We start from the raw sequence: 20,748 nt of genomic DNA on the forward strand, positions 1-20,748 counted from the left end.
TGAACATGATCGTCGGTCTCGAAAACTGGACCCTGGCCCGGCCCGAACTCTTCCTCGCTGCGGCAACGGCGCTGCTGCTGGTCTACGGTGTCGTGCGTGGCGAGATCGCCACGCCGTTCGTGTCCGCCGCGACCTCGGTCGCCCTGCTGGTGACGGCGGCGTTGCTGTTCCTGCCGTATCGAGAAGGCACGGCCTTCTCCTCGCTGTTCATCGTCGACCGGCTGACCGCGACCATGAAGTCGATGGTGCTGGTGGGCTCCGCGGTCGCCATCCTGATGTCGCGCGCATACTTCGAGCAGGCCAAGGCGTGGCGGTTCGAGTATCCGCTGCTGGTCGCCCTGGCGACGCTCGGCATGATGCTGATGATCTCGGCCAACGACCTGATGGCCCTGTATGTCGGCCTCGAGCTGCAGTCGCTGGCCCTTTACGTCATCGCCGCTTTCCAGCGCGACAGCGTGCGGTCGACCGAAGCGGGCGTGAAGTACTTCGTCCTGGGTTCCGTCGCCTCGGGCATGCTGCTGTTCGGCTCGTCCCTGATCTACGGCTTCTGCGGCGGCACGGCCTTCGTCCAGATCTCCGGTGCGCTGGCCGATGGCCGCGCGACTGAAATCGGCGTGATCATCGGCCTGGTGTTCGTGGTCGCCGGTCTCGCCTTCAAGGTTTCGGCCGTGCCGTTCCACATGTGGACGCCCGACGTCTACGAGGGCGCGCCGACGCCGGTCACCGCATTGTTCGCGGTGGCGCCGAAGATCGCTGCCATGTCACTGCTGGTTTCGGTGCTGGTGGGCCCGTTCAAGCCGTTGTTCGCGCAGTGGCAGCAGATCATCGTCGTGGCCTCGGTGCTCTCGATGGCGCTGGGTGCCTTCGCGGCGCTGCGCCAGCAGAACATCAAGCGCCTGATGGCCTATTCGTCGATCGGCAACGTCGGCTACATCCTGCTGGGCGTCGCGAGCGGCACCGAGAAGGGCATCCAGGCGGTGGTCTTCTATCTTGCGATCTACCTGGTCATGACGCTCGGCGTCTTCGCCACCATCCTGATGATGAAGCGCCGCAACATCATGGTCGAGCAGGTCTCCGACCTCGCGGGCCTGGCGCGCAGCCAGCCGATGATGGCGCTCGGCATGCTGATCTTCATGTTCTCGCTGGCCGGCATTCCGCCGCTCGCGGGCTTCTGGGGCAAGCTCTACATCTTCATGGCCGCGGTCGAGGCCAAGCTGTTTGTGCCGGCGGTGCTCGGCGTTCTCGCCTCGGTGGTGGCCTCGTACTACTACCTGCGCATCGTCAAAGTGATGTACTTCGACGAGCCGGCGGAGGCGATCGACGGACCGGCCTTCGGCATCAATCGCGTGGTGGCGCTGGTGGCGGCCTTCCTGATCGCCGTGTTCTCGCTGGTCCCCCAGCCCCTCAGCCTGATCGCCGAAGCGGCCGCCAAGGGTCTCTTCCAGTGACAGCGATACCCGTCCTTCCGGACGGGTGGACGCTGGTGGCGCTGGACAGCGTCGGCAGCACCAACGACGAGGCCATCCGCCTGGCCGACGCCGGCGCCCCCGAGGGCACCGTCGTCTGGGCGCGGGAGCAGTCCGGGGGCCGCGGGCGCCGCGGCCGCAACTGGGCGTCGCCTGTCGGCAATCTCTACAGCACCACGATCCTGCGGCCCGCCTGTATGGCGCAGCGCGCCGCCGAACTGGGCTTCGTCGCGGCCCTCGCGGTGGGCGACCTCGTGCCGCCGGACCGCACTGTGCGCCTGAAATGGCCCAACGACGTGCTGGTCGACGGCGGCAAGGTCGCCGGCATCCTGCTCGAGAGTGCCATTGGCCAGGACGGGCTGGTCGAGCATGTCGTGGCGGGCATCGGCGTGAACGTCACCTTCGCACCAGAGCTTCCGGAGATGCGCTATCCCGGCGCGGCACTGGGCGGGACGGTCGAGGCGGCGCTCGAGGGACTGACGCGCGCGCTCGCGGCACGGCTGGCGCAGTGGCGGCGGGACGGATTCGAGACCACCCGAGGGGAATGGCTGGCCAAGGCGGGGCCGCTGGGTGCCGAGGTCGACGTCCGGCTGGGCGAGGGGCTGGTCCGGGGCCGCTTCGCCGGGTTGGACCGAGAGGGCGCCCTCCTGCTGGATACGGCGGAGGGGCCGCGAAAGATCGTGTCGGGCGAATTGCTGGGCCGCGCGGCCTGAGGAGGGGGCGGGATGCTGCTTGCCATCGATGTCGGCAACACCAACTCGAAGTTCGTCGTGTTCGACAAGGACAGGATCGTCGCCGCATGGCGCCTGCGCACCGAGGCCAAGCGCACGTCCGACGAATACGCCGCCTGGGTGACGCAGCTCATGCATCTGCAGGGCTTCGACCCCAGGTCGATCAAGGGTGCGATCCTGGCCAGCGTGGTGCCGGCGGTGAACCCGCACCTGCGGCGCCTCTGCGAGAACTACTTCCACAGCAAGCTCCTGATCGTCGGCGAGCCCGATTGCGATCTCGGCATCAAGGTGCTGATCGACCGCCCGGCGGAGGCGGGCGCCGACCGCCTCGTCGGCGTCATCGCCGGCCACACCAAGTATGGCGGGCCGCTGATCACCATCGATTTCGGCAGCGCCACAACCTTCGATCTTGCCGACAAGGACGGCAACTTCATCGGCGGCGTGTTCGCGCCGGGCGTCGAGCTGACGATCGAGGCCTTCTACCTGATGACCGCGCGCCTGCCGCGCATTCGCGTCGAGAAACCGGCCCACGTGATCGGCAAGAATACCGTGGCCAACATGCAGTCCGGAATCTTCTGGGGCTATGTCGGCCTGATCGAGAGCCTGATCAAGCGCATCCGCGAGGAGTATGGCGAGCCCATGAAGGTGATCGCCACCGGTGGCCTCGCCAGCGTGTTCAAGGACGAGATTGGCCTGTTCGACGCGATCGAGCCCGATCTGATGTCGCTCGGCCTGCTGGAGATCTGGCGGCGCAACCGCGAATGACGATTCCGTCGGACGAAGAGCTGCTGTTCCTGGCCCTTGGCGGGGCCGGCGAAATCGGCATGAACCTCAACCTCTACGGCACGGCCGGCAAGTGGCTGATGGTCGATCTCGGCATCGGTTTCGCCGACAGCACGATGGCCGGCGTCGAGGTGGTGATGCCCGATCCCGAGTTCATCGTGGAGCGCCGCGACGACCTCGTCGGGATCGTCCTGACCCACGCGCATGAGGATCATCTCGGCGCCGTCTCGGACCTGTGGCCGCGGCTCAAGGCGCCGGTCTTTGCGACTCCGTTCGCGGCCTCGGTCCTGAAGCGCAAGCTGATCGACGCCGGCCTGCGCGACGTGGTGCCGGTCACCGAGATCCCGCTCGGCGGCAAGTTCAATCTCGCGCCGTTCGAGCTCGAGATGATCACCATGACGCATTCGATCCTCGAGCCGAACGCGATGGCGATCCGCACGAAGTTCGGCACGGTCTTCCATACCGGCGACTGGAAGATCGATCCCGAGCCGCTGCTGGGCGACCTCACGGATGAGGCCATGCTGAAGCGCATCGGCGACGAGGGCGCGCTCGCGATGGTCTGCGACAGCACCAACGTCTTCGTCGAGGGCGAGGCGGGGTCGGAATCGAAGGTCCGTGCCAACCTCGAAAGGCTCGTCCAGGGGCACAAGGGCAGGGTGGCCGTGACCTGCTTCGCCTCCAACCTGGCCCGGGTCGAGAGCATCGCGCTCGCCGCGGTCGCGGCGGGCCGCCACCCGGTCCTGTCGGGCCGCGCGCTTACGCGCATGCTCGAGGCTGCGCAGGAATGCGGCTACCTGCTCGATTTCCCCGAGTGCGTACATGAGAAGCAGGCAGGCTACCTGCCGCGCGACAAGGTGTTGTTCATATGCACCGGCAGTCAGGGCGAACCGCGCGCCGCCATGTCGAAGCTTGCGGGTGGCGAGCATCGCGACCTGGTTCTCGAGGCGGGTGACGCCGCGATCTTCTCCTCCAGGGTCATTCCCGGGAACGAGCATTCGGTCGGCCGCCTGCAGAATGCGCTCATGGCCCGCGGCGTGAAGGTCATCACCGACCGCGAGGCGGAGATCCACGTGTCGGGCCATCCGGCCCGGGACGAGCTGGTGCGGGTCTATCAGTGGGTCCGCCCCAGGATCGCGCTGCCGGTCCATGGCGAGGTCCGGCACATGATCGAGCACGCGGAATTGGCCAAAGCCTGTCAGGTGCCCGAGACGATCGTGGCACCCAACGGAACGCTGGTACGGCTGGCCCCGGGGCCAGCCGAGATCATCGACCATGTCTTTTCCGGGCGACTGGCACGTGACGGCGATGGATTGATCCCGCTCGACGGGGAATCGCTGCGCGAACGGCGCAAGCTCCTGTGGAACGGCGCGGCGGCGGCGACCCTGGTGATCGACAAGAGGGGCAAGCCGCTGGCGCCTCCCAAGGTCTCTCTGCGGGGCATCGACGACGAGGAAGGCGAACTGGAGGAGGCCATCGTGGACGCGCTCTCCGAGATGCTGGCCGACCTCAACACGGCCGAACGCTCGGACGACCGGCGCATCGAGGAGGCGGCCCGCCAGGCCGTGCGGCGCGTCGTGCGGGCGCACCTCGGCAAGAAGCCGTTGACGGACGTGCACATCGTCCGCATCTAAAGGTCGCGCAGCCGCCGGAGAAGACCATGATCGGACGCCTGAACCACATCGCGATTGCCGTGCCCGACCTGGCCAAGGCGAGCGAGCTCTACCGCACCGTGATGGGCGCCAAGGTGAGCGCCCCCAAGGAACAGCCGGCGCATGGCGTCACGGTGGTCTTCGTCGAACTGCCCAACACCAAGATCGAACTCCTGCATCCGCTCGGCGAGAAGTCGCCAATCGCCAATTTCCTGGCCCGCAACGCCGATGGCGGCATCCACCATGTCTGCTACGAGGTCGAGGACATCTATGCGGCCCGCGACAAGCTGAAGTCGCAGGGTGCGCGCGTGCTGGGCGACGGCGAGCCCAAGATCGGTGCCCACGACAAGCCCGTGCTGTTCCTGCACCCCAAGGACTTCACCGGCACGCTGATCGAACTCGAGCAGGTCTGAGGAGCGTCCGCCATGGGCTGGGCCACCGGCATCATGGTCTATCTGGTGATCTGGTGGATCGCGCTGTTCATGGTGCTGCCGCTGGGCGTCCGGCGGGTCGAAAATCCGGGCAAGGGGCAGGAGCGGGGCGCTCCGGAGCGGCCGGAACTGCTGCGCAAGGCCATCATCACGACCATTCTCGCAGCGGTCCTGTGGCTTGCCTTCTATGGATTCTACCAGCTCGACTTGCTGAGCTTCCGGCGGCTCGAAGGGTCCTGACCCGCCAGATCACGGGCTTTTCGCGCCAAAAAGGAAACGGCGGACCAATGGTCCGCCGTCCTCTACCCCCGAAACTCGTCGTAGGCGGCTTGCGCCGCTCTCCTCCCTAAACCCGGACTGTGCCCAAGGCTCAGGCTGTGTAGCGTGCCGCCAGCCGGTTGCCAAGACCTTTTCTTTCGATCCAGTGGTGCCCGGCAAAAGAATCTTCAAGGGTAGGCTTGTTCGAGCACAAACTAATGTCCGCACGATTTCGCTGTTCATCCAATGACCACGTATTTGATCACGAAGAGAACAGCGAGAATCGCCACCGCCGGATGGATGTCCCGATACCGGCCGGCGGCGAGCTTGATTCCGGCGTATGAAATGAAGCCGAATGCGATGCCGTCGGCGATCGAAAATGTGAAGGGCATCGCGATCGCGGTGATCACGGCGGGCGCCGCCTCGGTGATGTCGGCCCATTCGATCTCTGTCAAACCGCGCGCCATCAGGCAGGCGACGTAGAGCAGCGCCGGTGCTGTCGCATAAGCGGGAATCGAGCCCGCGAGCGGCGCGAGGAAGAGGGCGCACAGGAACAGCACACCCACGGCTGCGGCGGTGAGCCCGGTCCGGCCGCCCGCGTTGATTCCCGACGCGCTCTCGATGTAGCTCGTGGTCGTCGACGTACCGACGGCCGCTCCGATCATCGCCGCAGCACTGTCCGAGATCAGTGCGCCGCGCAGGCGCGGCACGGTGCCGTCGGGGCGCATGAATCCGCCGCGATGGGCGAGTGCGATCAGCGTGCCGGTATTGTCGAACAGGTCGACGAAAAGGAATGCGAAGACGACGGTCACCAGCCCGACCTGCATCGCCCCCGCAAGATCCATCTGGAGGAAGACAGGTGCGATGGAAGGCGGCAGGTCGAAGATGCCGGCGAACTTCTGATGTCCCGTCAGGATCGAAAGCACGGTGACGATGAGGATGCCGATGATCACGCCGCCCATGACGCGCCGATGCTCGAGGGCGACGATGATGGCAAAGCCCAGGACAGCCATGACCACGGGCCAACTCGTCATCTTGCCGTGGGCCACCAGTGTCGCCGGATTGCCGACCACGATGCCGGCGTTCTTCATGGCGATCAGCGCCAGGAAGAGGCCAATGCCCGCTGCAATCGCCATCTTCAGCGACTTGGGGATCGCATTGACGATCCATTCGCGGATCGGCAACACGCTGAGAATCAGGAAGATGATGCCGGAGATGAACACGCAGCCGAGCGCCACCTGCCAGCTGTAGCCCATGCCGCCGACCACGCCGAAGGCGAAGTAGGCGTTCAGTCCCATGCCGGGAGCGAGGGCGATTGGATAGTTGGCGAGGAACGCCATCAGGAAGCAGCCGATGGCTGCCGCCACGCAGGTCGCGGCAAAGACGGCGCCGAATGGCATCTTCGCCTCGGCGAGGATCGCCGGATTGACGAAGACGATGTAGGCCATGGTCAGGAACGTCGTGAGGCCGGCCACCAGCTCGGTCCGGACGTTGGTGTTGTTCTCGCTCAGCCTGAAAAGTCGCTCCAGCATCCCGCTCCCCCGGAAAGTCGCGCCCAGTGTGCGTACAATTGTGCGGGCACATGGCTGTGAATAGCCAGCTGAACCGCCCCGGTTTGCCTTTGGCCGACCCGTTCCCTACAGTCCGCCGCCACCGCGATACCCCGACCGAGGACCGATTCAGCATGCGCATGAGCCAGTACTTTCTGCCGACGATGAAGGAGACTCCGTCGGAAGCGCAGATCGTTTCGCATCGGCTGATGCTCAGGGCCGGCCTCGTCCGCCAGACCAGCGCCGGTATTTATGCCTGGCTGCCGCTTGGCCTGCGTGTGTTGCGCAACATCGAGCGGATCGTCCGCGAGGAGCAGGATGGGGCCGGCGCCCAGGAAGTCCTGATGCCGACCATCCAGTCGGCCGATCTGTGGCGCGAGAGCGGCCGCTACGACGCCTATGGGCCCGAGATGCTGCGCATCAAGGACCGCCATGACCGCGAGATGCTCTACGGTCCGACCAACGAGGAGATGATCACGGTCCTCTTCCGCGACGGCGTGAAGAGCTATCGAGACCTGCCGAAGAATCTCTATCACATCCAGTGGAAGTTCCGGGACGAGGTCCGCCCGCGATTCGGCGTGATGCGCGGCCGAGAGTTCCTGATGAAGGACAATTACTCGTTCGACGTCGACAAGGCCGGCGCCATCCATTCCTACAACAGGATGTTCGTGGCCTACCTGCGCACCTTCGCCCGGATGGGCCTGAAGGCGATTCCGATGCGCGCCGACACCGGTCCGATCGGTGGCGATCTCAGCCATGAGTTCATCATCCTGGCGGAGACCGGCGAGAGCGCGGTGTTCTGCCACAAGGGCCTGGTCGACAAGGACATCCTTAGCCGCAAGATCGACTATTCGTCGGACCTGCAGGGTATCGTGAACGAGTGGACGTCGCTCTATGCGGCGACCGACGAGATGCACGACGCCAAGGCCTTCGAGGCGCTGCCGGAGGGAGACCGCCTGGCCGCGCGCGGAATCGAGGTCGGGCACATCTTCTATTTCGGGACGAAGTACTCGAAGCCGATGAACGCCGTCGTCGCCGGCCCCGGTGGCGAGCAGATCACGGTCGAGATGGGCTCCTACGGCATCGGCGTCTCGCGCCTGGTCGGCGGCATCATCGAGGCGAGCCATGACGATGCCGGCATCGTCTGGCCGGAGGAGGTGGCGCCGTTCAAGGTAGCGATCGTCAATCTGAAGCCCGATGACGGAGCGGTCGGCGGTGCCTGCCAGAAGCTGTACGACGCGCTTGCCGCCAAGGGCGTCGCCGTGCTGCACGACGATCGCGACATGCGGCCGGGCGGCAAGTTCGCCGACATGGACCTGATTGGCATCCCCTGGCAGGTCATCGTCGGCCCCAAGGGGCTGGCGGCCGGCAAGGTCGAGGTCAAGAACCGCAAGACCGGCGCCCGCGAGGAGCTGCCGCCCGAACAGGTTCTCGCGCGGTTCGTCTGAAGGGGAGCAGGGCTCTTTCATGGCTTTCGCCGTCGAGCGCCTGATCGCCTTCCGCTACCTGCGGGCCCGCCGTGACGAGGGCTTCATCTCGGTGATCGCCGGCTTCTCGCTGATCGGCATCACCCTGGGCGTCGGCACCTTGATCGTCGTCATGTCCGTGATGAACGGCTTTCGCGTCGAGATGCTGCGGCAGATGTCGAGCATCAGCGGCCAGCTTGGCGTCCAGTCCAACCGCGGCGGGCTCGACGCCACACCCGATCTCCTGAAGCGCATGACGGCCGTGCCCGGCGTCGAGTCGGCGACGCCGTCGGCCGAGGGCAACCTCATGGCCGTCGCCGGCGACCGCGTGCGCGGCGTCGTGCTGCGCGGCATGCGGCCGGACGATATCCGCAATCGGGCGCCGCTGGCATCGGCGATCGAGGGCACGCCGGAGAACCGGGAACGCTATCGCGCGCTCTGCAAGGCCGATGACGACAAGGCGATCGACTGGGGAACCCTCAAGGGATTCGGCGACGACTTCACGGTGATTGTCGGCCGGCGCTTCGCGGATCTCATGGACCTGAAAGTCGGGGACAGGCTCCAGCTCGTCTCGCCGGTGTCGGTCGAGACGCCGCTCGGCGTGATGCCGCGGTCCGCGGCCGTGAAGGTCGCGGCCATCTTCTGCACCGGCATGTACGACTACGACTCGAACTTCATCTATGCGCCGCTGCAGGATGCCCAGCACATGCTGAATCTCGGGCCCAACGTCACGGGCATCGAGGTGTTCGTGTCCGACAAGGCCTCGACCGCGGCGACGCGCCACCTGCTCATGCAGGCCGTGGGGACGGAGGGCTGGGTCTTCGACTGGTTCCAGGCCAATGCCGGCTTCTTCTCGGCGGTGGTCGCCCAGACCAACATGATCTTCCTGGTGTTGACGATGATCGTCATCGTCGCGGCCTTCAACATCGTCTCCAGCCTGGTCATGTTGGTCCGCACCAAGACGGCCGATATCGCGATCCTGCGCACCATGGGCGCCAGCCGCGCCGCGATCATGCGCATCTTTCTGCTGGACGGGCTGGCGATCGGCGGGGCCGGCACCGTGCTGGGGGTCGTGCTGGGGCTGGCCTTCGCCCGCAACATCGAGGCGATCCGGCAGTGGCTGCAGCAGACCTTCGATATCGTGCTGTTCGATCAGACGCTCTACCTGTTGGCCGAGATGCCGTCGCAGATCGAATGGAGCGAGGTCGCGGGCATCGCAGTAATGGCGGTGGCCTTCGCGCTGCTGGCCTCGCTTTATCCTGCACTGCGCGCGTCGCGCCTCGATCCTGTGGAGGGGCTGCGCCGTGAGTGAGCGGGCGCCTGCCGTAGAAAGGTGGCTGGCCTGGCGCTACCTCGCCACGCGCCAGCGCGAAGGGTTCGTGTCCTTCATTGCGATGTTCTCGCTGATCGGCGTGGCGCTGGGCGTCGGCACCCTCATCGCCGTCATGTCGGTCATGGGCGGCTTCCGTGAGCAGCTCCTGGGTCGGATCATCGGCATGAACGGACACGTCATCATCGCTGCCCGCGGCGGCCTCCTTCAGGCGACGCCCGATCTGCTCGCCAGGCTCAAGGAGGTCCCGGGAGTCGAGGCGGTACGTCTCACCCTGGAGCGACAGGCCCTGGTGACAGGGCACGGTCAGACGCGCGGCGCACAGCTTCGGGGCGTACGCCGGGAGGACTTGCTCAGTCGCGAGATCGTCGCGAAGAACATCATCTTCGGCGATCTCGCGGAGTTCGGCCCCAAGCCCGGCGTGGTGATCGGCGAAAGGCTGCGGCAGCAGATGCAGGTGAGGGTGGGCGAGCCGCTGACCGTGGTGACCCACCAGTTGAACGAGAGCGGGACGATCGCGCCGCGCTACATGGATTACGACATCCTCGCGAGCTTCATGACCCGTCGCTACGAATTCGACAGCTCGCTGGTTTTCATTCCGCTGGGGGTGCTGCAGGAGAATCTCGAGTACGGCAAGGAGACCGTGAGTTCGATCGACCTGTTCATCAAGGATCCGCAGGCCGCACCGCGCATGGCTCAGGAGCTTCGCCAGTCGCTCGGTCGAGACGATCTCCGCGTGTCGCACTGGCTCGGCCTCAACGCCCGCTTCGTCGGCGCCCTGCAGGTCGAGCGGGTGATGATGTTCATCATCCTGACCCTGATCGTCGTCGTCGCCGCCATGAACGTGGTCGCGAGCTTCACCATGCTCGTGAGAGTGAAGCGCGGCAGCATCGCCATCCTGCGGACGATGGGCGCGGGGCCGGGTACGATCGTGCGCGCCTTCTTCATGTCCGCTGCGGCGGTCGGCGTCGTCGGTACGGCGATCGGAACGGCGCTGGGCCTGTTGCTCTGCGCCAACATGCCGGCGATCGGCCGGGCGCTCGCCGATGTCACCGGCGGCTCCGGTACCGCCGGGGCCGAGGTCGACTTCATCACGTCCATGCCCGTGCGGGTGGATCCCACCGAGGTGGTCTTCATCATCGTCGTCGCGATCGCGCTTTCGCTGATTGCGGCGGCCTATCCGGCATGGCGGGCAACCCGGGTCGAACCGGTCGAAGGATTGCGACATGAGTGACACGACCAAGCCGCTCGTCCTGCAGGGCATCCGCCGCACCTTCGTCCAGGGCGGCCGGCGGCTCGACGTGCTGCGCGGCGTGTCGGTCGACCTGCATCCCGGGGAGATCGTGGCCCTTGTCGGCCAGTCGGGTAGTGGCAAGTCGACCCTTCTACACATCGCGGGCCTGCTGGAACGGCCGGACGAGGGCGAGGTGGCCGTCGACGGCAAGCCGACGGTTCGCATGGCCGACAAGGAGCGCACGGGATTGCGCCGCAAGTTCCTGGGATTCGTCTACCAGTACCATCACCTGCTGCCGGAATTCTCGGCCGTCGAGAACGTGATGCTGCCGCAGATGCTGAACGGCGTCGCGCGCGGCACGGCGCGCACGCGGGCGGCAGATCTCCTCGGCATGGTGGGGCTCGGCGACCGGCTGGATCATCGCCCGGGACGACTGTCGGGCGGCGAACAGCAGAGGGTCGCGATCGCTCGCGCCGTCGCCAACGCGCCGCGCGTCCTGCTGGCCGACGAGCCGACCGGCAACCTCGATTCATCAACCGCCGAGACGGTGTTCCAGCAATTGCTGACCCTGGTTCGCGAGACCGGCATGGCGGCCCTGGTCGCCACCCATAATCCGGAGCTCGCCGCCCGCATGGACCGCACGGTCACCCTGCGGGACGGCGTCATCCATTTCTAGGCCGGCGTGTAGATCACCAGCTTCAACGCCGGATCGTCATTGCACTGGAACGAGGCATGCTGGAAGCGGAGCATGCCTTTTTTCGGATGCGTCATCTTCTTGATGCCGGCGGTACCGTCGCGAATGTCGTGCGCCTTCCACCAGTTGGCGAACTCGGCACTGCCCTTGTAAAGCCGGTCGAGCAGTTCGACGAAGGCCGGATCGCCGGCCCACAGGTCATGCGCCTTGCGGAACTGCGCCACCATGCGCCGCGCCTCGTCCTCCCAGGCGCTGCCGAACAGGCGGCGTGTGACCGGGTTGGTCAGCACACAAAGCAAGGTGTTGCGGTCTTCCTCGGGAATGCGTCCCCAGGCGAAGATCTCCGCAGCCGCCTCATTCCAGGCCAGGACGTCCCAGCGCCGGCCGATGACATAGGCTGGATGCGGCAGGCTCTCGACCACCCGTCGCACCGGTTCGGGCACCGTCTCCTTGGCGAAGGCGCGGCGGTCGCCGTGGCGGGCGAGGGAACGCAGGTGGTTGTGCTCGCTCTCACCGAGCTTCAGCGCCCTGGCGATGGCGTCGATCGTCGTCAGTGACGGATTGACGTCGCGGCCTTGTTCGAGCCGCACGTACCAGTCGACGCCGATCCCTGCCAACTCGGCCACTTCCTCGCGTCGCAAGCCGGGCGTGCGACGCCGTCGCGTCGCCGGTAGGCCGACCGTTTCGGGTCGAAGCCGCTGCCGCCGCGAGCGAAGGAAATCGCCGAGTTCGCTGCGTCGTCTGTCCATGGGTCTTTTCAATCCTAGGATAATACCAGGTCTGATTGAGACTAGGCCGACCCGTCAGAATGCGCCATCCCGAGAACGAGGTGACCCATGAAAGCAGCTGTCCTCAAGACGCTTGGCACACCGCTCAGCGTCGAGACCGTGCCCGATCCCGTGCTGGGTACGGGCGAGGTGATCGTCGATGTCGCTGCCGCCAACGTGCTTGCCTATGCGCGCGACGTGTTCAGCGGAAAGCGGAATTACCTTCTGGAGCTTCCGATCGTGCCGGGCTCGGGCGGCATCGGGCGCGTCCGGGCCATTGGACCGGACGCGACACGGCTCGCCATCGGCGACTGGGTATTCATCGATCCGACCGTCCGCGGGCGCGACGACGCGGTGGCACCCGACATCATCCTCCAGGGACTGACGGCCGGCAGCGAAGCGGCGTATCGCCTGCAGCGCTACTACCACGACGGCGCCTTTGCCGAGCAGGTGCGCGTGCCGACCGAGAATGCCGTGCCGATCGGCGCCATTGAGCCGGCCGAGGCCGGCCGCTGGCTCGGGCTGGGCCGGCTGCTGGTGCCGTATGGAGGGCTGCTGGCCGGGCGGCTGCGGGCGGGCGAGACCTTGCTTGTGAACGGGGCGACGGGTGCCTTCGGCAGCGGAGGCGTGGCGATGGGAGTCGCGATGGGCGCGGCCCGTATCGTCGCCACCGGCCGCAACCCGCAGGTACTGGCCGACCTCGAGAGCCGTCTGGGCGAGCGCGTCCGGACCGTGAAGATGAGCGGTGACGAGGAGGAGGATCGCCGGCGGATGCAGCAGGCGGCAGGCGGTCCGATCGACATCGTGCTCGACCTGCTGCCGCCTGAAGCGAGCCAGGGCTGGGTCCGCGCGGCCGCCCTGGCCGTCCGGCCCTACGGCCGCGTCGTCCTGATGGGCGGCATTCGCGAAGACGTGGCGCTGCCTTATGCCTGGATGATGCGATATGGCATCGAGGTGCGGGGGCAATGGATGTACCCGCGCGACGCGGTCGGGCGCCTGGTCGGCATGGTGCGCTCGGGCCAGATCCGGCTGGACGGCATCGGGGTGACCGAATTTCCGCTGGATCGGATCAACGAGGCCGTGGCGCACGCGGCAGCGGACGCCGGCCCGTTCAAGATGACAGTGGTCCGCCCCTGATTCTCGCCTCGTTTTCCACAAGATGCGGGAGCCATAGTAGGGCGTGCCCCTCGCTGATTTCATCCATCTAAAGGTTCGTTCCGCCTATTCGCTCACCGAAGGCGCGAACAAGGTCGACAAGATCGTCTCGCTCGCCAAGGACGCGGAGATGCCGGCGGTTGCCGTCACCGACCGCAACAACCTGTTCGGCGCGCTCGAATTCTCGCAATACGCCGCAAAGGGCGGTGTCCAGCCGATCGTGGGCTGCGACCTCGGCATCCGGCGCGAGGAAGAGGGGGGCGTCGCCACGGCGAGCAAGGTCCTGGCCATCGACTGGCTGACCCTACTCGTGCAGAGCGAGCAGGGCTATCTCAACCTGATGCGGCTGGTGAGCCGCGCCCATCTCGAATTCAAGACAGGCTCCGTCGCAGCCCTGCCGTTGGCAGACCTCGAAGGATCGACCGAAGGGCTCATCGCCTTGACCGGCAGCGCCGGCAGCAGCGTCGGGCGCCTGCTGGCCGCCGGCCAGACGCCCGCCGCCGCCCACCTGCTGGACCGCCTGCAGAGCCTGTTCGAGGGCCGGCTCTATGTCGAACTGCAGCGCCATGGCGAGGATGTGGAACGGCGGATCGAGGGCCCGCTGGTCGACCTCGCCTACGAACGCAATCTCCCACTGGTCGCCACCAACGACGTGCATTTCCCGAAGAAGTCGATGTACGAGGCGCACGACGTGCTGCTCTGCATCGAGCAGGGGGCGCATATCGACGATCCCAATCGCCGCCGCCTGACGCCGGAGCACTATTTCAAGTCGGCGGCCGAGATGCGCAGCCTGTTCTCGGACATTCCCGAGGCCTGCGACAATACCCTTGTGATCGCCCAGCGCTGCGCCTACATGCCGACGCCGCGCAAGCCCATCCTGCCGCGCTACACCAAGCTCGAAGGCCGTAGCGAGGGCGAGGCGCTGCGCGACCTCGCGAAGACCGGACTCGAGGAATTGAGGACGCTCGGTCGCCTGGCCGAGACCATCAGCTTCGAGCGCTATACCCAGCGCCTGACCTACGAACTCGACATGATCGAGAAGATGGGATTCGCCGGCTACTTCCTCATCGTGGCCGACTTCATCCAGTGGGCAAAGGACCATGACGTACCGGTGGGGCCGGGCCGCGGCTCCGGCGCCGGCTCGCTGGTCGCCTGGTCGCTCAAGATCACCGATCTCGATCCGCTGCGCTGGGGCCTGCTGTTCGAGCGGTTCCTGAACCCTGAGCGCGTGTCGATGCCCGACTTCGATATCGACTTCTGCCAGGACAAGCGCGACCGCGTGATCCGCTACGTGCGTGACGAATACGGCCATGACAGGGTCGCCGCGATCATCACCTTCGGCAAGCTGCAGGCCCGTGCCGTGCTACGCGACGTCGGCCGCGTGCTGGGCATGCCCTATGGGCAGGTCGACCGGATCTGCAAGCTCGTGCCGAACAATCCGGCCAATCCGGTGACCCTGGCCAAGGCGCTGGAAACCGAGGACCTGCTGAAAGAGCAGTACAACGTCGACGAGGAGATCAAGCGCCTGATCGACCTTGCGCTGCAGCTCGAAGGCCTGTTCCGCAACGCCTCGACGCATGCTGCAGGCGTCGTGATCGGAGACCGCCCGCTCGACCAGCTCGTGCCGCTGTTCCGCGATACCGACAGCAAGGAATCGCTTCCGGCTACCCAGTTCAACATGAAATGGGTCGAGACGGCCGGATTGGTGAAGTTCGACTTCCTCGGCCTCAAGACCCTGACCGTGATCGAGAAGGCCTGGGACTTCATTGGGCGCGACCAGATCGACATCGCGAAGCTGCCACTCGACGATCGAAAGACCTTCGAACTTCTCTGCCGCGGCGACGGATCGGGCGTGTTCCAGCTCGAAGGTAACGGCATGCGCGACGTGCTGCGCAAGATGAAACCCGACCGCTTCGAAGACATCATCGCAGTGGTGGCGCTCTACCGGCCGGGCCCGATGGAGAACATCCCGAGTTACATCAAGCGCAAGCATGGCGAGGAGGAGCCGGACTACCTGCATCCGCTGCTGGAAGGGATCCTGAAGGAGACCTACGGCATCATGATCTACCAGGAGCAGGTCATGCAGATCGCGCAGGTGCTCAGCGGCTATTCGCTGGGTGGCGCCGACCTGCTGCGCCGCGCCATGGGCAAGAAGATCAAGGCCGAGATGGACGCCCAGCGCGCGAGCTTCGTCGAAGGCGCGGAGAAGAATGGCGTCAAGGCCGACAAGGCCGCATCGATCTTCGACCAGGTCGACAAGTTCGCGGGCTACGGCTTCAACAAGAGCCATGCCGCCGCCTACGCGCTGGTCTGCTACCAGACGGCCTACCTGAAAGCCAATCATCCGGTCGAATTCTTCGCCGCCACGATGACGCTCGACATGGGCAACGTGGAAAAACTCAATGGCTATCGGCGCGACCTCGACAAGATCGGCGTCGAGCTGCTGCCGCCCGATGTGAACAGGTCGACGGCCGAGTTCGCCGTGGAGAAGACCGAAGACGGAAAGAAGGCGATTCGTTACGCGCTGGCCGCCATCAAGGGCGTCGGCAAGGAAGCGATGAGCCGGCTCACCGAGGAGCGCGAGGAGAACGGCCCGTTCAGGGACCTGTTTGACTTCGCCGAACGGCTCGATCAGCGCGTCCTGAATAAGCGCCTGCTGGAGAGCCTGGTGAAGGCCGGGGCCTTCGACACGTTGAACAAGAACCGCGCCCAGACCTTCGCGGCTGTCGAGGCACTGACCCGCCATTCGCAGGCGACGCATGAATCGCGCGGCAGCAACCAGAACAACCTGTTCGGTGACGACACCGCCCAGCGCCGCCCGCAGCTGCCGAAGGTGCCGGACTGGGCGCCGATGGAGCGGCTGCAGAACGAGTTCGCCGCCATCGGCTTCTATCTCTCGTCGCATCCGCTGGCCTCCTACGAGAAGAGCCTGCTGCGACTGGGCGTCAGCCGCGCGGCCGACCTGCCGGCGCTGCTGGCGCGCGGGACGCCCGGCCGCATCAAGCTCGCGGGCACGGTCATCGACCGGATGGAGAGAACCTCGGCGAAGGGCAACCGGTTCGCCTTCCTGCAGTGCTCGGATCAGTCCGGCGCCTTCGAATGCGTCATGTTCAGCGAATTGCTGAGTTCCAAGCGCAACATTCTCGAGGCGGGACAGGCGATCCTGATCTCGGTCGACGGCCGCCTGGATGGCGAGCAGGTGAAGCTCACGGCCCAGTCGGTGGAAAAGCTCGAGGATGCCGTCGCGAACTCCGCAGCGGGGTTGCGCATCGTGATCACGGATCCCATGGCGCTCGAGGCCCTGCGCAAGGCGCTGGAAGGAAAGCGCGGGCGCGGAAAGGTCACCCTCGTCGTGCCGATGCCGGAAGACTCCGAGGCCGAGATCACGTTGCCCGGCACCTATTCGATCGCTGGCGGCCTGCGCGACACGATCGGCAGCCTGCAGGGCGTCGAAAATGTCGAGGAAATTTGAGCCGCCAGCCTGGGCTCTTTGAAACTGCGACCGCTGCGCCGCCCAGGCGGCGGGCTTCGGGGGCGGGCGATGTCAGGCCGGCAAGGGATTCGCCGCTGCTCGAAGCGCCGCTGCTCCCGGTGGATATCCGGCTCGGCACATCGTCGTGGTTCTTTCCCGGCTGGCGCAGCCTGGTCTATGACGGCGTCCATCCGCAGGTGACGCTCAGCCGGAAGGGGCTGGAGGCCTACGCCCAGATTCCGCTGCTGCGGACCGTCAGCCTCGACCGGACCTTCTACGCACCGATCTCGGCTGTCGACTATGCGCGCTACGCCGGCCAGGTTCCGGCACATTTCAGCTTCGTCGTGAAGGCGCCGGCGATCGTCTGCGATGCAGTGATGCGTAACGAGGAGGGCAGGGGAAAGGTGCCCAATCCGCACTTCCTCGACGCTGTGATCGCCACTCGTGAGTTCGTCCTGCCCTGCCTGGAGGGACTGGAGGCCAAGGCGGGGCCGCTGGTGTTCCAGATCTCGCCGCTGCCGCGCAGCCTGGTCGAGGACGCCTCTCTCTTTGTCGAGCGCCTGGAACGTTTTTTCGCGGCGCTGCCTCGGGAAATCGGCCCACACAGGCCGCTTTATGCGCTGGAGCTGCGCAATCCAGAGCTACTGACGCCGCGCCTGATGCGCATGCTGGCCCGGACCGGGGTCCGCTATTGCGTCGGCCTGCATGACCGGATGCCCGAGGTCGAACGGCAGGAGGCAGCGCTCAGGGCCCTGGACGGCGAGGAACCGGGGCCGCTGGTGGTACGCTGGAACCTGCACCGGGGCTTTCTCTACCAGGCGGCCAAGCAGCGCTACGAGCCGTTCGACAGGCTCGTGGACGAAGACGGAGAGACCCGCCGGACCTTGGCGCGGATGGCCGCCACAGCCTTCAAGGCGGGCCGCAAGGTCTGGATCACGGCCAACAACAAGGCCGAGGGCAGCGCTCCGCTGTCGGTCCTCGAACTGGCTCGGGAAATCGCCAAATTGGTCACCTAAGGCTTTGATTTCATTGCCACTTGCATTTTCGGCGGCAACCCACTAGAAACGCGCCACTTCGCACGCGGGTTTGCGGTCGACGGGGAGACATCCCGGCGCTCGCTCCGGTGTTCCCATCCTGGGGACGACGCCCGCGGAGGCTCAACCGGAAAAGGAGAACGGCATGACCATGCCGACATTCACGATGCGCCAGCTGCTGGAAGCCGGCGTGCACTTCGGCCATCACACGCGCCGCTGGAACCCCAAGATGAAGCCGTACCTGTTCGGGGTGCGCAATGGGGTGCATATCATCGACCTCACCAAGACCGTGCCGCTGCTCGAGCAGGCACTGCGCCAGGTGCGCGACGTCGTGGCCAGCGGCGGCCGCGTCCTGTTCGTCGGCACCAAGCCGGCGGCTGCCGAGCGCGTCGCCGACGCCGCCAAGCGCTGTGGCCAGTACTACGTGAACCACCGCTGGCTGGGCGGCATGATCACGAACTGGAACACCATTTCGGCATCCATCAAGCGCCTTCGCGAGCTCGACGAGCGCCTGAAGGGCGATGTCGTCGGCCTCACCAAGAAGGAGCAGCTCGATCTGACTCGCGAACGCGACAAGCTCGAGCGGTCTCTGGGCGGCATCAAGGAAATGGGCGGCACGCCCGACATGCTGTTCATCATCGACACAAACAAGGAGTCGATCGCGGTCCTGGAAGCCCGCAAGCGCGGCATTCCGATCGTCGCGGTGGTCGACAGCAACTCCGATCCCGACGGCATCGACTTCCCGATCCCGGGCAACGACGATGCGATCCGCGCGGTGTCGCTGTACTGCGACCTGATGGCGGGTTCGGTGCTCGACGGTATCCGCGCCGAAATCGCCGCCACCGGCGGTGATGTCGGAGAGCTGGCCGAACAGCCGGACGAAGAGATCCCCGCCGCTGAGGCCCCGGCGGCCGAGGCGGCACCGGCCGAGTAAACCGGCCCTTCATGGAAGAGAAACAGACGGGGCCGGTCGGAAGACCGGCCCTTGTTGCACTAAACGGAGCAAGAAATGGCTGAGATCACTGCATCGCTCGTCAAGGAACTGCGCGAGAAGACTGGCGCGGGCATGATGGATTGCAAGAAGGCGCTGGGTGAGACCGCCGGCGACGTCGAGAAGGCGGTCGACTGGCTGCGCACCAAGGGCCTGTCGGCGGCTTCGAAGAAGGCCGGTCGCGTCGCGGCGGAAGGGCTGGTCGGCGTCGCGGCGGAAGGCACGCGTGGCGCCGTCCTCGAGGTCAATGCCGAGACCGACTTCGTCGGCCGCAACGACCAGTTCCAGAAGTTCGTCGCCGCGGCGACCAGGCTCGCGCTCGAGAATGGCGGCGACCTGGCCAAGGTGGCGGCCGCGCCGTTCCCCGGCACCGGCCGTGATGTCCAGGGCGAGCTCACCAACCTGATCGCCACGATCGGTGAGAACATGAGCCTGCGCCGCGCCGCCTCGCTGTCGGTGTCGGACGGCGTGGTCGTGGCCTACACCCACAACGCCGTCGCGCCGGACCTCGGCAAGATCGGCGTGCTGGTCGCCCTGGAGTCGACGGGCGACAAGGCCAAGCTCGGTGCTCTCGCGAAGCAGCTGGCCATGCACGTGGCCGCGACCAACCCGCAGTCGCTGACCGTTGCCGACCTCGATCAGGCGGCGATCGAGCGCGAGCGCGCTGTGCTGGCCGAGAAGGCTGGCCAGCAGGGCAAGACCGCCGAGATCGTCGCCAAGATGGTCGAGGGTGGCCTGCGCAAGTTCCATCAGGAAGTCGTCCTGCTCGAGCAGGCGTTCGTGATGGACGGCAAGACCAAGGTCTCGAAGGTCGTCGAGGATGCGGCCAAGCAGGTCGGCGGCCCGGTCAGGCTTGTGGGCTTCCTGCGTTTCGCACTGGGCGAGGGCATCGAGAAGAAGTCCGAGGATTTCGCAGCCGAGGTGGCTGCCCAGCTCAAGAAGTAGTATTAAATTCAACAGGCGCGCGGACATGTGGTCTGCGCGCCCAACAAACGTAATCAGAGGCATCTGATGCCGTCGGGCCCCCTATATCGCCGTGTCATGCTCAAGCTCTCTGGCGAGGGGCTCATGGGTAATCGGGAGTACGGTCTCGATCCCGACATGGTCGCCATGGTCGCACAGGAAGTGAAGGCCGTGGTCGCCATGGGCGTTCAGGTCTGCCTGGTGATCGGCGGCGGCAACATCTTCCGCGGCGTATCGTCGGCAGCCGCCGGGATGGACCGGGCCAGCGGCGACTACATGGGCATGCTGGCGACCGTCATCAATTCGCTCGCCATGCAGAGCGCGCTGGAGCGGCAGGGCCTGCAGACCCGGGTCCAATCGGCGATCCCGATGACGACGGTGTGCGAACCCTATATCCGCCGTCGTGCCGCCCGGCACATGGAAAAAGGCCGGGTCGTGATCTTCGCCGCCGGCACCGGCAACCCTTTCTTCACGACCGACACCGCCGCCGCTCTCCGGGCCGCTGAAATGGGGGTCGACGCGCTGATGAAGGGGACGCAGGTCGACGGGGTCTATTCCGCCGATCCGCGCAAGGACAAGAATGCGCAGCGTTACGATACGCTGGGCTACATGGAAGTGCTATCCCGCGACCTGCAGGTCATGGACGCGTCGGCGATCTCGCTTGCGCGTGAGAACCGCATTCCCATCATTGTCTTCGACATCCACAAGCCCGGCGCCTTCGCGGCGACGATGCGGGGTGAAGGCACCTTCACGATCATCAAGGACGAGGCCTGA

At 66.0% G+C, this 20,748-nt stretch carries 18 protein-coding genes; 16 read left to right on the forward strand and 2 right to left on the reverse strand.

Annotated features, from left to right (window positions below; genetic code table 11):
- Positions 1-5 precede the first annotated feature (5 nt).
- Genes nuoN through Q0Q48_RS09295 form a run of 6 tightly spaced genes read left to right on the forward strand, consistent with a single transcriptional unit; the run spans position 6 to position 5,300 of the window.
- Positions 6-1,448 carry an NADH-quinone oxidoreductase subunit NuoN gene (gene nuoN / locus Q0Q48_RS09270; RefSeq protein WP_295136851.1) on the forward strand — a complete coding sequence of 481 codons (1,443 nt, stop codon included), beginning with the start codon at positions 6-8 and terminating at the stop codon, positions 1,446-1,448.
- Complete coding sequence (locus tag Q0Q48_RS09275; protein WP_295136852.1) at positions 1,445-2,179, forward strand: biotin--[acetyl-CoA-carboxylase] ligase; 735 nt, start codon at positions 1,445-1,447, stop codon at positions 2,177-2,179. Before nuoN ends, Q0Q48_RS09275 begins: the two co-directional genes overlap by 4 nt.
- A gap of 12 nt (positions 2,180-2,191) precedes the next feature.
- A complete protein-coding gene (locus Q0Q48_RS09280) occupies positions 2,192-2,962 on the forward strand; it encodes a type III pantothenate kinase (protein WP_295136853.1) in 771 nt (256 codons plus the stop codon).
- Complete coding sequence (locus Q0Q48_RS09285) at positions 2,959-4,611, forward strand: ribonuclease J (protein WP_295136854.1); 1,653 nt, start codon at positions 2,959-2,961, stop codon at positions 4,609-4,611. The genes Q0Q48_RS09280 and Q0Q48_RS09285 overlap by 4 nt, the downstream gene beginning before the upstream one ends.
- Before the next feature lie 26 nt (positions 4,612-4,637).
- Positions 4,638-5,042, forward strand: coding sequence for a methylmalonyl-CoA epimerase (gene mce, locus Q0Q48_RS09290; RefSeq protein ID WP_295136855.1), 405 nt, complete (start codon positions 4,638-4,640; stop codon positions 5,040-5,042).
- 12 nt (positions 5,043-5,054) lie between these two features.
- Complete coding sequence (locus Q0Q48_RS09295) at positions 5,055-5,300, forward strand: DUF1467 family protein (protein WP_295136856.1); 246 nt, start codon at positions 5,055-5,057, stop codon at positions 5,298-5,300.
- A gap of 257 nt (positions 5,301-5,557) precedes the next feature.
- On the opposite strand, the gene Q0Q48_RS09300 is transcribed toward Q0Q48_RS09295, so the two are convergent.
- On the reverse strand, positions 5,558-6,850 hold the full coding sequence (locus Q0Q48_RS09300) for an NCS2 family permease (protein ID WP_295136857.1): 1,293 nt from the start codon (positions 6,848-6,850) through the stop codon (positions 5,558-5,560).
- Between the two features lie 152 nt (positions 6,851-7,002).
- Here Q0Q48_RS09300 and proS point away from each other — a divergent pair, with 152 nt between their 5' ends.
- From proS to Q0Q48_RS09320, 4 genes are read left to right on the forward strand one after another with little or no spacing between them, the layout of a single operon-like run.
- Positions 7,003-8,316 carry a proline--tRNA ligase gene (gene proS, locus Q0Q48_RS09305; protein WP_295136858.1) on the forward strand — a complete coding sequence of 438 codons (1,314 nt, stop codon included), beginning with the start codon at positions 7,003-7,005 and terminating at the stop codon, positions 8,314-8,316.
- Positions 8,317-8,335: 19 nt separating this feature from the next.
- Complete coding sequence (locus Q0Q48_RS09310; protein WP_295136859.1) at positions 8,336-9,646, forward strand: lipoprotein-releasing ABC transporter permease subunit; 1,311 nt, start codon at positions 8,336-8,338, stop codon at positions 9,644-9,646.
- The gene (locus Q0Q48_RS09315; protein WP_295136860.1) at positions 9,639-10,898 is read left to right on the forward strand and encodes an FtsX-like permease family protein; all 1,260 of its coding nucleotides are present in this window, start codon (positions 9,639-9,641) and stop codon (positions 10,896-10,898) included. The genes Q0Q48_RS09310 and Q0Q48_RS09315 overlap by 8 nt, the downstream gene beginning before the upstream one ends.
- Positions 10,891-11,574 (forward strand): ABC transporter ATP-binding protein, encoded by a 684-nt coding sequence (locus tag Q0Q48_RS09320; RefSeq protein WP_295136861.1) that lies wholly within the window; start codon positions 10,891-10,893, stop codon positions 11,572-11,574. Before Q0Q48_RS09315 ends, Q0Q48_RS09320 begins: the two co-directional genes overlap by 8 nt.
- Here Q0Q48_RS09320 and Q0Q48_RS09325 read toward each other — a convergent pair.
- Positions 11,571-12,341, reverse strand: a complete 771-nt coding sequence (locus tag Q0Q48_RS09325) for a helix-turn-helix transcriptional regulator (protein ID WP_295136862.1) — start codon at positions 12,339-12,341, stop codon at positions 11,571-11,573. The genes Q0Q48_RS09320 and Q0Q48_RS09325 overlap by 4 nt on opposite strands.
- An 87-nt stretch (positions 12,342-12,428) precedes the next feature.
- Here Q0Q48_RS09325 and Q0Q48_RS09330 point away from each other — a divergent pair, with 87 nt between their 5' ends.
- The 6 genes from Q0Q48_RS09330 (at position 12,429) to pyrH (ending at position 20,748) form a co-directional block, all read left to right on the forward strand.
- Entirely contained in the window at positions 12,429-13,496 is a 1,068-nt protein-coding gene (locus Q0Q48_RS09330; RefSeq protein WP_295136863.1) for an alcohol dehydrogenase catalytic domain-containing protein, read from the forward strand.
- 43 nt (positions 13,497-13,539) lie between these two features.
- Positions 13,540-16,986, forward strand: a complete 3,447-nt coding sequence (dnaE, locus tag Q0Q48_RS09335) for a DNA polymerase III subunit alpha (RefSeq protein ID WP_295136864.1) — start codon at positions 13,540-13,542, stop codon at positions 16,984-16,986.
- Complete coding sequence (locus Q0Q48_RS09340; protein ID WP_295136865.1) at positions 16,983-18,002, forward strand: DUF72 domain-containing protein; 1,020 nt, start codon at positions 16,983-16,985, stop codon at positions 18,000-18,002. Before dnaE ends, Q0Q48_RS09340 begins: the two co-directional genes overlap by 4 nt.
- Before the next feature lie 163 nt (positions 18,003-18,165).
- Positions 18,166-18,954, forward strand: a complete 789-nt coding sequence (gene rpsB / locus Q0Q48_RS09345; RefSeq protein WP_295136866.1) for a 30S ribosomal protein S2 — start codon at positions 18,166-18,168, stop codon at positions 18,952-18,954.
- A gap of 75 nt (positions 18,955-19,029) precedes the next feature.
- The gene (gene tsf / locus Q0Q48_RS09350) at positions 19,030-19,956 is read left to right on the forward strand and encodes a translation elongation factor Ts (protein ID WP_295136867.1); all 927 of its coding nucleotides are present in this window, start codon (positions 19,030-19,032) and stop codon (positions 19,954-19,956) included.
- Between the two features lie 66 nt (positions 19,957-20,022).
- Complete coding sequence (gene pyrH / locus Q0Q48_RS09355) at positions 20,023-20,748, forward strand: UMP kinase (protein ID WP_295136868.1); 726 nt, start codon at positions 20,023-20,025, stop codon at positions 20,746-20,748.

Origin of the sequence: uncultured Reyranella sp. (genome assembly GCF_945957355.1) — a bacterium.
GTDB lineage: Bacteria > Pseudomonadota > Alphaproteobacteria > Reyranellales > Reyranellaceae > Reyranella.